Origin of the sequence: Mesoplasma lactucae ATCC 49193, from assembly GCF_002441935.1 — a bacterium.
Classification (GTDB): domain Bacteria; phylum Bacillota_I; class Bacilli_A; order Mycoplasmatales; family Mycoplasmataceae; genus Edwardiiplasma; species Edwardiiplasma lactucae.
The window spans coordinates 482,805-494,810 of sequence record NZ_CP023668.1 but is presented as its reverse complement, the minus strand read 5'-3'; the positions used below and the strand labels follow the sequence as shown (position 1 = coordinate 494,810).

General features: G+C 27.9%; 11 protein-coding genes. 7 read left to right on the top strand and 4 right to left on the bottom strand.

Going from position 1 to position 12,006, the window contains the following annotated elements; all coding sequences use genetic code 4:
• Positions 1–46 precede the first annotated feature (46 nt).
• Positions 47–937 carry a hypothetical protein gene (locus CP520_RS02165; RefSeq protein ID WP_096862837.1) on the bottom strand — a complete coding sequence of 297 codons (891 nt, stop codon included), beginning with the start codon at positions 935–937 and terminating at the stop codon, positions 47–49.
• Positions 938–1,068: 131 nt separating this feature from the next.
• The gene (locus tag CP520_RS02160; RefSeq protein WP_096862836.1) at positions 1,069–2,940 is read right to left on the bottom strand and encodes a ribonuclease J; all 1,872 of its coding nucleotides are present in this window, start codon (positions 2,938–2,940) and stop codon (positions 1,069–1,071) included.
• Positions 2,941–3,275: 335 nt separating this feature from the next.
• On the opposite strand from CP520_RS02160, the gene CP520_RS02155 reads away from it, so the two are divergent.
• On the top strand, positions 3,276–4,175 hold the full coding sequence (locus tag CP520_RS02155; protein WP_096862835.1) for a carbohydrate kinase family protein: 900 nt from the start codon (positions 3,276–3,278) through the stop codon (positions 4,173–4,175).
• A gap of 10 nt (positions 4,176–4,185) precedes the next feature.
• On the opposite strand, the gene CP520_RS02150 is transcribed toward CP520_RS02155, so the two are convergent.
• Positions 4,186–5,136 carry a hypothetical protein gene (locus CP520_RS02150; protein ID WP_096862834.1) on the bottom strand — a complete coding sequence of 317 codons (951 nt, stop codon included), beginning with the start codon at positions 5,134–5,136 and terminating at the stop codon, positions 4,186–4,188.
• Positions 5,137–5,195: 59 nt separating this feature from the next.
• The gene (gene def / locus CP520_RS02145; protein ID WP_245832596.1) at positions 5,196–5,810 is read right to left on the bottom strand and encodes a peptide deformylase; all 615 of its coding nucleotides are present in this window, start codon (positions 5,808–5,810) and stop codon (positions 5,196–5,198) included.
• Between the two features lie 252 nt (positions 5,811–6,062).
• Between def and rsmD the strand changes: the two genes are divergently transcribed.
• The 6 genes from rsmD to CP520_RS02115 are packed head-to-tail and all read left to right on the top strand — an operon-like array spanning position 6,063 to position 12,005.
• Positions 6,063–6,635, top strand: a complete 573-nt coding sequence (rsmD, locus tag CP520_RS02140; protein ID WP_096862833.1) for a 16S rRNA (guanine(966)-N(2))-methyltransferase RsmD — start codon at positions 6,063–6,065, stop codon at positions 6,633–6,635.
• On the top strand, positions 6,635–7,528 hold the full coding sequence (gene gmk, locus CP520_RS02135; RefSeq protein ID WP_096862832.1) for a guanylate kinase: 894 nt from the start codon (positions 6,635–6,637) through the stop codon (positions 7,526–7,528). Before rsmD ends, gmk begins: the two co-directional genes overlap by 1 nt.
• On the top strand, positions 7,506–8,801 hold the full coding sequence (rsmB, locus tag CP520_RS02130; RefSeq protein ID WP_096862831.1) for a 16S rRNA (cytosine(967)-C(5))-methyltransferase RsmB: 1,296 nt from the start codon (positions 7,506–7,508) through the stop codon (positions 8,799–8,801). Before gmk ends, rsmB begins: the two co-directional genes overlap by 23 nt.
• A gap of 2 nt (positions 8,802–8,803) precedes the next feature.
• Positions 8,804–9,589, top strand: a complete 786-nt coding sequence (locus tag CP520_RS02125; protein ID WP_096862830.1) for an HAD-IIB family hydrolase — start codon at positions 8,804–8,806, stop codon at positions 9,587–9,589.
• Between the two features lie 36 nt (positions 9,590–9,625).
• Positions 9,626–11,212: a hypothetical protein gene (locus CP520_RS02120; RefSeq protein ID WP_096862829.1), complete on the top strand. Its 1,587-nt coding sequence runs from the start codon at positions 9,626–9,628 to the stop codon at positions 11,210–11,212.
• A gap of 22 nt (positions 11,213–11,234) precedes the next feature.
• Positions 11,235–12,005 carry a PP2C family protein-serine/threonine phosphatase gene (locus CP520_RS02115; protein WP_096862828.1) on the top strand — a complete coding sequence of 257 codons (771 nt, stop codon included), beginning with the start codon at positions 11,235–11,237 and terminating at the stop codon, positions 12,003–12,005.
• The last annotated feature ends 1 nt before the right edge of the window (position 12,006 follow it).

Here is a 12,006-nt window from a genome sequence, read left to right as displayed (position 1 = left end):
ACTTGAACTTATAAAAGTTCAAGTTTCTAAGAAATATAACCATCAATTACATTGCTGGAACTGGATGATTTTTTTGGTAATTTTCTGCTGCTTTGTAAGTTGTGAAGTCAACTTGATCTTGTCAGATACCTGTCATTGTGTTTCAAGTAACATGTCATACTAAAGCTACATATAATGCGTAGATTACAACATTTAAGATGTTTAATAAAACTCAGAAGAAGTTTTGTCTTCCTTGGTAGAAGATTTCTCCAATTGCGTAAACTAATTCGAAAATTGATTCAAATAATACAACAATTAATTCTAAAGTAACGATAACTAAAGTTGCGTTAGCTAAGAATTGCATTCAACCATTTGATAAATAATCAACACTTTTTGTTGAACCATAGAAAGTTGCAACGTTTGCAATTCCTCAAACAGTAAAGATTCCTCCTAAAGCATAAATTGCTGCTGTATAACTTGAAGCATCACTTGTGAAGTAACCTTTCATAGCAATACTGTAGCAAATCATTGCTAGTGGAGCTCCAACAATCATAAACATTCCAAATACTTTTGATAAGTAAACTTTTGGTCTAATTGTTGAAACAACATTGTTGTTTGGGAATAATGTCATTAAGTAGGGGGTAAATAATCCTCCAACAGTTAAGCTTAATGATGAAATAATTCATTTATTTGCACTTAAAGTGGCATCATCCATATTCATAGCCGCTTTACAGATTACAACACATGATCAAATTGATTTTCATGTAAAGTAAACTAAAACAGATAGAATAAATGCTGTTGCTGCATATTGACCACTCTCACTTAAAGATTTCATGCTTTCTCGGATATCCTGTAAGTAAGCACAGTAAGTTAATAATCCAACAACAGCGAAAGTAGTCCCAAAAATTTGAGCAAATAGGATTCAAATTCTTGTTCCTGGGGCTAATGTATAATTCATTAATTTATTTCTCCTTTTCTCTTTTCAATTGATTATACGCGCCACCAATCAGATTGAAAGAGTAGATTAGTAACTTTTGAGTGTTTTTTGAAATAAAAAAATGACCTATAAAATATTAGGTCATTTAATAATTATTTTTTGTTTAAGATAACAGGAATAATTAATGGGTTACGTCTTTTTACTTTAAAGATGTAAGGTGAAAGTGATTGTTTAATCGCTTTTTTAATTGCTCCAAAGGTTGGTTTGTCTGATTTTAAAACTTCAACAACAGCGTTTGTAACAATTCCGATTGATTCACCAATAATGGCTCCAGAGTCTTTAACATAGAAACTACCACGAGAAATAATTCTTGGTTGTGATAATAATTTATTGTTTTGTGAATCAATTGAAACAATAACAGCCATTAATCCATCTTTTGACAAGATATCACGTTCACGGATAACATTTGATGCTTGACCAGTCATATCTTTTCCATCAACATAAATCGCATCAGCATCAATTCTTTTTCCAACTTGAGCTTTACCGTTTAATAATTCAATTTGATCCCCATTGGCAACAACAAATCCATGTCCTTTTTTCAAGTTAACAGATTCAGCAGTTTCCACATGTTTTTTTAACATTCTGTATTCACCATGCATTGGCATGAAGTAGTTTGGTTTTAATAAGTTGAATAATAATTTTTGTTCTTCTTGTGAAGCGTGTCCTGAAGTATGGATACGGTTTGAAGGACTATTTTCAATTACATTAGCACCAATTCTTGTTAAGTTATTAACTAATCTTTCAACATCAGCTCTGTTTCCAGGAATTGCTGATGAAGAAAAGATTACTGTGTCACCTGGTTTAATAGTTACACTTTGGTGTTTTCCAGTAGCAATTCTTGATAAAGCTGCCATTGGTTCACCTTGTGAACCAGTTGAGATTACTAATAATTCATTATCAGGATATTTTTTCATATCTTGAGGTTTAATAAAACTTTTTTCTGAAATTTTTAAGTGTCCCATTTTACGGATAATTTTAATAATACGTTCAATTGATCTTCCTAAAATAACAATTTTTCGGTTGTATTTTTTTGCAAGTTCAACAATTTCTTGAATACGGTGAACGTTTGAAGCAAAAGTAGTAATAAAAATTCTTCCTTTTGCTTTTAAGAATAATTTATCAATGTTTTCAATAATTCCACGTTCTCCTGGAGTATATCCATCAACTTCAGCATTAGTAGAGTCAGCCATTAATAATTCGACTCCTTCATTTCCAATTTCTGCTAGTTTATCTAGTTCAGAGAAGTGTCCAAGAGGTGATCAGTCGAATTTATAATCTCCAGTTGAGAAGATATTTCCGTTTGGAGTTTTTACTAAAATTCCAAATGCATCTGGAATAGAGTGGTTTAAAGCAACAAAGCTAACATCAAAGTTCTTTGATTTTCAGTGGCTATCAGCTGTATATTCTTTAACAACAGTAGCGTCAGTTAGTTTGTATTCTTTTAAACGGTCACGGATTAAAGCAGCAGCTAATTCTGGTGCATAAATTACAGGAACTTTAACTTGTTTTAATAAGTATTGAATTCCTCCAATGTGGTCTTCGTGGCCGTGAGTAATGAATAAAGCTTTAATTTTCTTTTGATTTTCAACTAAGTATGAGTAATCTGGAATAACAGCATTAACTCCTAACATTGAAGCATCAGGAAACTTAACCCCAGCATCAATTAAAATGATTTCATCACCATATTCAATGGCATAAGTATTTTTCCCGATTTCTTCTAATCCTCCTAAAGCAAAAACTTTAGTTGGGATTTTTCCACCATCATATTTACGAACAACTTCTTTTTGATGGAATTTGTAGGGGGTGAAATCAGCTTGTTCTTCATCATGATAATTTTCATGATGTTCTTTAGCTTTGTTATTTACTTTTTTATCATTAACTCTTTTAGTTAATGGTTTTTTTGGTGCACTTGGTTTATCAGAAACAATATTTTCGTCAGTAATATTTTCGTTTACTTTTTGCATATTTCTTTTTCTCCTTTTTTTATTTATTAAAAAATATTAATTTTTCGGTTTGTTTTAAAGTCCTTTTTCGGTTTTCTAAAAAGATTTGATTAGTTTCAAATATATTATTTAAATTCATTGTTTTTATTAAAAAAGTATGAATGAATTGCGTTTATTAATTAACGCGAAATGATTATTAAAAATGTTTTTTAAAAAGACTTATATTGATTTCATTTTACCTTAATTTCTCTATCTAGTCCATATATAAGCAATTTCACAAAAAGAATAGAAAATATTTTTAATGAAATGAGATAATGAAATTAACGTTTTAAAAAAAGAAAGGATATTTTTTAACAATGAAAAATATTGGAATAATTGGTGAAGCATTAATTGATAAATATAATGAAAATGAACAAATTGGTGGAGCTAGTTTTAATGTAGCTTGTTCATTATCAAGGCAAGATAATAGCGCTTATTTCTTAGGTGCAATTTCAACTGATAATAGAGGAAACAAAATCAAAGAAGGTTTAAATAAATATCAAGTAAAAACAAACTTTGTTGAAGAAACTAATGTTCCAACAACATTAGCTGAAGTTACTTTAGATGATCACAAAGAAAGAACCTTTGTTTTTACTAGAGGTAGTGATGCTTATTATCAAATCAAAGATTTTAATTTTGATGACTTTAATTTTGATTTTATTCACTTTGGAAGTGCTACTGGATTTTTACCAGGAGAATTAAAAGAATCTTATTTAACTTTAAAAGATTATTGTTTAAAAAATAACATTCCTTATTCTTTTGATCCTAACTTTAGACCAGCTTTATGGCTTGGTTTAGATATTCAAGACTATATTTACTATGTAAAAGAATATTTAAAAACAGCTAGTGTTGTTAAAATTTCAGACAACGAACTTTTATTAATTACAAAAGAATTAGAGTTAGATAAAGCTGTTGAAAAACTAAAAGACTTAGTTGAACCAACAAGTTTAGTTGCAATTACTTGTGGATGTGAAAACACAATTGCTTTATATAAAAATGAAAGTTGAATTGTTCCAGTTACACCAGCAAAACAATTAGCAGATACAACTGGAGCTGGAGATGCTTTTGCTTCTCGTTTAATTCATTTATATAACCAAGTTAAACCAGAAGATTTAAATAAAGAAATGATATCTAAAATTGTGATGGGTGCAAATGATTTTGGAAAAGATGCTGTTGAACACATTGGTGCTTTAACTTATTTAGACTATTTAAAATAATGAAAAACGACTACAAATTAGTCGTTTTTGTTTTTATATTTTTTACTTTATCATCAATCATTTCAATTTTATTTCCATAAATTTGTCAAAGAACATTCAAATCCATCTTAATCAGTTCTTCATATACGATTCATATATAAAGAGACGCTAATATAATATAAAATTTCATGCTATAGTTTCACTCAGACCTATCTAATTTGCTTTGGTAATTTTGATCATCTAAGATATCTCTTTTTATTTCTTCAATATCTGATCTTTCTATTAAGGAATAAACAATTGATGGGTAATGTATCTCCTTATTTCTTGAGATTGATAGGTAATATTCATAAAATCCGATTTTATCAACATTATCTTTCAAATAACCATCATATAAATCCCTTCTAAAAGTAAAGGCTTTGCATGCTTTTTCTACTTCTAATTCTTCCTTAGAAAAATGGCTTGGAAATTTATTTTCTTCAACGTCGTAAATCAATGATGAAATTCTCATTCTCATCAATGGGTAAATAATATTTAAACCATCCAAGATATCTACTAACTTGCCCATTAAAACGTTCTTTTCTCAAAAGTCAAAGTCCATTATTTTTGAATCTTTATTGAAATCAATAATTTTTTCTCCGTTGATATTTCTTTTTAAAAACATGCCTAATTCTATGGAAACTAAGGAATTAAATGTGCTTTTAATTGTTATTAATGTAAATAATTCATCATCTTTTTCAGATTTCGCTGCTTCCTTATACATTTCTTCCGCTCTCTTAATGTTGTCCTTAGTTTCTTCTAAAATCCTTTTTCACAATGAATAAATATCAATTAAATTTGTATCAAATTTATCATGAAATTTGCGAGCCACATTTTCTAGAATGAATCAGTACTTATTCTCTGTCTCACATTCTTCTATGCTCTTTGATAAAAGCCCTCTAAGATATTTTTTCATCCCTCTAAAATTCATTCAATCAAAATTCATAATCTATCTTCTTTCGTTAAAAAAATCGCCAAATTATTGACGAACTAAAAATACTATTTTTATAAGTATAACCAATCTTTTTCAGTATGGTGAGGATCTTTTTTATTTATGTGATCATAATATAACATTCCGTGGTTGTGTTCGGTTTCATGTTGGAAAACAATTGCTTTATATCCTCTTAAAGTTTCTTTAATTTGTTTTTTCTTTAAGAAGTCGTAATAAGTTACAACAATTTTATAACTTCTTGGAACTAATCCATCACGATCTTCATCAACACTTAGACAACCTTCACCATCATTAATCACGATCATTTGACTAGAACGAGAAATGATTTTAGGGTTAATAGCTGCAATTTCTTCAAAGTCTTCTGGATTTTCTTTATCTCATTCAAAACGAGCAAAGAACATATTTTTATTAACCCCAACTTGAGGAGCTGCTAAACCAACAGCAGGTCTTAATAAATCTTCTTCATTATTATTTAAAGAATCATCTTGTGAATAACGAACAAAATCAATTAATTTAGCCATAGTGTTTAATTCTTCGTCTGTTAAGTTATCAACGTCAGTAACATCTGGTGAAACACTACGAATAACTTCTTTATTAGTATCTTTAGTTAATCATTTATTGGTTGGTTTTTCAGATTGTAATAAATCCTTTTCTAAGTCTAATTTCATAGTTTATCAATCTCATTTCTTTTTTCTCTAAAATAGATTTTAACATTCTTGTTTAAAATCAAAAAATAGTTTTTAGAAAAGCATTTTGTAAATTAAAGAGAAGAAAATGACTTATAGTTATAGTAATTAACACTTAAAATAGGGGTTTTAAGAACGTAGCAAAACCCGTTTAAAGATTTTGTAGAATGAAAAAATTATTATTGCTATAATTAAGTCTATAAATTAATTGATAGAGGAGTTCTTTAAATACTGATGAATGTTATTTCTGGAAAATACAAAAGAAGACAATTAAAAACTCTGCCTTCAATGAAAACAAGACCAACTACAGCTAGAGTAAAAGAAGATATGTTTAATATGTTAAACAATTACTTTATCTATGAAAATAAAACTAGTTTAGATTTATTTGCTGGAAGCGGTGCTTTAAGTATTGAAGGATTATCAAGAGGAATTAAAAAAGCATATATTAATGATTTAAATCCAGAAGCAATTGAAGTTATTAAAGAAAACTTAAAAAATATCCCTAAAGAAGATTATGTATTAACACAAAAAGATTATTTAGATGTGTTACATGACTTAGCTAACAGAAATGAAAAAGTAGATTTAATTTATTTAGATCCACCTTTTCCACACATTGAGTATTACTATAACTTCTTTGAAACTATCAATGAGTTAAACATTTTAAATCTATGAGGAATTATTGTTGTTGAAGCACCAGAACCTTTAGATTTAACCCAAGTTAAAGATTTAACCTTACTAAGAGAGAAACATGTTAAATCAAAAGTAGACAAATATATTTACATTTTAAGATTAGAGGAAAAAGCATAATGAGCCAACAAGAGAAAAAAGGAAAAATAGTAGTTATTTCAGGACCAAGTGGAGTTGGAAAAGGAACAATTAATAGTCGTTTATTTGAAGATCCAAAATTACGTTTAGTTTATTCAGTTTCAATGACTACAAGAAAACCAAGACCAGGAGAAGTTAATGGAGTTAACTACTTTTTTGCTTCTCCAGAAGAATTTGAACAAGCAGTTGAAAAAAACGAATTAATTGAACATGCAAACTTTATTGGTAATTCATATGGAACACCAAGAAAACCTGTGATTGAACAAATTCATAATGGTAAAAACGTTGTTTTAGAAATTGAAGTTGAAGGAGCTACTCAAGTAATTAAGAAAGAAAAAAACGTTCTTTCTATTTTCTTAATGCCACCAAGTTTTTATGATTTACAATCACGTATTATGTCAAGAGGGACAGAACCAGACAACATTATTAAAGAACGTTTAACTAAATCATTGATGGAAATTCCTTTAAAAGATAACTATCAATATGTTGTTGTAAACGACACTGTTGATAACTCTGTAGCCAAAATTAAAGACATTTTAATTAAAGAAAGATTAACTGATTATCATGAAATTTCTGGCTATGAAAAATTAATTAAAGACGTTAGAGAAATTATTGATAAGGACTATAGATTATTCGTAGAAATCCTAAAAGAAAACTTAGATAAATTAGCTCCAGAATATCAAAAAGCCTTTGCTAATGGTGATATTCCAGCATCATTAACTCAAGTTTTAGGAGAAAAAATTTATCGTTATATTTTAGAGTATGGTCAATTCTCTGATTTAACAAACTATAAAAAAGTTCAAGTTTTAGTTAATACAGCTATCTTAAATATTGACTTTTTTGGAGTTAAAAATGATGAATCAAAAAAATTCTAATTCTCGCCAAATTGCTTTTGAAATCTTAAAGAAAATTATTTTAAAAGGATCTTTTTCAAATATCCTTTTAAATGATGTTGCGCAAAATAAAGACTTAGATCAAAAAGAAAAGAACTTAATTTTTGTTTTAGTTCATGGAGTTGTAACTTGAAAAATCTTTTTAGAATATACAACTAATAAACTAATTAATAAGAAAAAAACACCATATGAAATTCAAATTATTATTTGAATGGCACTTTATCAATTACATTTTATGGATAACATTCCCCAATATGCAATTGTGAATGAAGCTGTTAACTTAGCAAAAGAAGTTAACCCAAGATTTAGTGGGTTAGTAAATGGCGTTTTAAAAAATGTCATTCGTCAAACTCCAGAAATCTATGAAGTTAACGAAAAAAACGAAGAAAAGAAATATTGTTTAGAATATGGTTTTCCATTCTTGCTATACAAGCTAATCAAAGAAGGCTATGGTGAAACTGAAGCTAAAAAAGTTGTTAAAGATTCAGTTAAAAAACCAGAAATTAACTTAAGAGTTAATACCTTAAAAGCTGATTTTGATGACTTATATAATGAATATAAAACTGAATATGGTTTAAAAAAACAACCAGAAATTAAAGATTGTTTAATTTCTAAAAAACCAATTATTGCTACAGATTTATATCGCGATGGAAAAATTACCATTCAAGATAAAGCTTCAATTTTAGTTGGTCAAACCTTAAATCCAAGTAAAGATTCTCGTGTTTTAGATATGTGTAGTGCTCCTGGTGGTAAATTAACTAACCTTGCTGCAATTATGGATAATACTGGTTATATCAAAGCTTTTGAACTTGCTAAAAACAGAATTGGTTTAATTGAGCAAAATATTAAAAGACTTGGTGTAACCAATGTTGAACTTGTTAACGGAAATGCAAATCTAGCAATTAAAGATGAACAATATGACTACATCTTATTAGATGCACCTTGTTCTGGTTTTGGAGTTTTAAAAAGAAAACCTGAAATAAAATTAAACTTTCAAACAAACAATGATACTATAAATACTTTATATGAAACCCAAAAAGAATTAATTGAAGTTGCCTATCAATCTTTAAAACCAAATGGTGAAATGGTTTATTCAACTTGTACAATTAATGAAAGTGAAAACCAAGCAAGAATTCAAGAATTCTTAAAAGATCATCCAGACATGGAAATTATTTCACAAACCCAATTATTTGGTTATGAAATTGATTCTGATGGGTTCTTTATTTGTAAATTAAAAAAAGAAGGGATAATTTAAAAATGGAAAAATGATTAGTCACTGATTATGATGGCACTTTAAGAAATGGAACTGATGGTGGAGTAGATCCAAAAGATTTAGCTTTTGTTAAAGAATTTATCAACGATAATAATCATGTTGTAATTGCATCAGGACGTCCTTATGAAATGATACTAAGAGAAGCTAGGGAAATGGGAATTAAACCTTCTTTATATATTACTAATGCTGGGGCTGTGATTCGTGATGATAATGGAAAATTACTTTATAAAAAAACAATCCCTCATGATGAATTAAAACCAGTTGTTGATTATTTAAAAACTTTAAATTTACATACTTTAATTTATGCAACACCAGATGAAGAAATGTATTTATTTACCGATAATCCTTCAAAATATCCAGATGGTTCTTTAAAAAGAAGAATCACTAATCAAAGTTTTGATGACTTATATGATATGGATTTAGTTTGCTTTAAAATTATGGAAGATAGACAAACTTTAGATAATTTAATTAAACATGTTAAAAAAGTTGCACCAGATTTAACAATTATTAATAATAATGATAGTAATTTAGTTGAAATTCATCCTCCACATTCTTCAAAAGGTGATGCAGTTAAAATAATGCAAGAACTTGAACATTTAAAACCAGAACAAATCATTACTGCTGGTGATGATGATAATGACATTACCATGTTAAGTTGATTTGATAATTCTTTTGTAATTAAACAACCATATAACAAAGAAATTCAAAAATATGGAAAACATAAAATTGATCATTTATGAGAAATTAAAAATTATTTGGGACAAAATTAATAATTCCTTCTTATACCTCATTGGAGGTATTTTTTTATGATGAAATTATTTACAACATTAACAACCATTTTTCTTGTTTCAAATCCAAGTGTTTTTGCAACAATCAGTCAACCAAAAGACGTTGATTGAGAGATTAAATTTGATAAATCAGATTTTATGCGTCAGTCTTATCAACAAGATATTTACAAAATTGGAAGCGAAGGGAACTTTAAATATTCCTTAGCTAATTGAGAACAAAGAATTAACATCGCTCAGGGAATGAATGCAATTGGTAATAAGAAGTATTCTGATGGATATCAATATCATTTAAACAGTTGAAGAAATGGTGGTGAAAGTGGATTAAATACACTTGATACAGCCATTAAAGCTTCAAGTGAAATGTGAGATAACACTAAACAATTATTAAACTTTGATAAGTTAGAACGTTTAGAATATTTACCAAAAGAAAGCTCTTTAACTAACGAAATTTCTAATAAAGTAATTGAATTTAAAATGAATATTAAGTTTGAAATTAACTTATTTAATGGTGAAAGTGTCAAGTTTGAAAAAGAATTTAAACCCCATTATTCATTTGACACAGGCAGATTATGCAATGATGAAATTAATGATTTTGGTGAAACAACAACATTGTTAGGGTTTAAATATGAACCAAAAGTTGTGTTTGAAAAAACTTTAGCTGTTCATAATAAAAGAAATTACGATGAATTAAGTTGAAATAAAGAATCTGTCATGCCAAGATTTTGAATCATGGGTCCTTATAGTCTCGATTATTTCCAAACTTTAGATTTAAACGTACCAGAAAACGAAGAAACATACTCTACTTTAGATTGTAAAATCAACGAGATGAGTGTTTATAAACCAATTAATGTTTTGGATTTTAAAAACTCAAAACACATTAATTTAAATATAGAATATAACCCTTTAAAAAACCAGCAATTAAGTGGAAATGATATTTATTCACAAGTTGATAAATTTGTAAAAGAAAACTTTGTTAAATCTAATCCTATTGAACTTTATTATGAAAATATTAAAGGTTGAAAACCTCCATATATTAATCCGTTTGCTTCAACAACAGAATTAATAATTCCAATCTCTTATATTGAAGATAATAAGAGTGTTAAAGATTATCAAAAGATCATTGATAAACCATTTGTAACAATTAATTTAAGAAAGAAAATAGATTTAGTCGAAATCAAAGTTCCTGAATTAATTAGTTATGAAAAAGATGAAGAATTAACTAATAAAATCGCTGAAATACTAAAAGAAAACTATTTAACTAATGATGAAGTTAAATGAAATATTGAAGATAATAAGTTAATTATTAGTTCAAATAGTTCATCAGTTGTTAATCAAATCGCTATTTCTTTATATAAAAAAGAAATAAATGAACCTGAAAAACCAAGTGAACCTGAACAACCAATTGAAGACAATAATAAAGAACCTGATAATAAAGAAGTTGAAAATAAAGACGAAAATTCAAATAAAACTGAAACTAATGAAGTTAAGAAAAACAAAAACCTTAAATTATTATGATTAATCCTACCAATTGCTATTTTGATAGTAGCTTTTGTGTGGTTAACTATTAGCATATTGAAAAAGAGAAAAAAGAAAATGGTAAAATAAAGAATATTAAAAGAGGTTCAATGTGAAAATAAATGTAATTAAAGAATCGACTAAAGGAAACTTTAGGGCGTCTAACCAAGATCGTGTAAATTATGATTTCAACGAGTATGGACAATTTATAGCTGTACTTTGTGACGGAATGGGTGGACATCCATTTGGGGATGTGGCAGCTCAAGTAGCTTCTGAAGAGTTTGTAAAACTTTTTAAAAAGACTGATTTTGCAGAAATGGATAAAAAAGAAGTTATTAACTGAATTCGTTTATCTATTTTAGCAATCAAAAACACAATGCTTGCTATGGCTGAACAGAAGGGTGAAATCCTTGATATGGGTACAACTCTTTCAGCACTTTTAGTGATTGATATTGATGAAGCCTATGTAATTAATATTGGTGACTCAAGAATTTATCATAACTACAAAAACAAAACAAAATTATTAACAGTGGATCAAAACTTATTAAATTCAACTAAACCAGCCGATAGAAAACGTATTAATAAAAACCATGAAGAAGATCCTAATTTCAATGAATTCCATTATTGAAAAATTTTAACTAGTGTTTTAGGACCAACTAAAAAAATTAGAGTTGATGTTGATTTAGAAAAAAACACTAAAGGATTATTCTTGTTAACTACTGATGGAGTACATGATTACTTATCAGACAAAGAATTAAACGGAATTTTAAGTTCTGATTTAACCTTAGAAGAAAAAGCAGATACTTTAATCGAAACTGCTCAAAAAGGTCATTCTACTGATAACCTTTCATTAATCCTTTTAGAAATTACTGGTGAAGAATAGA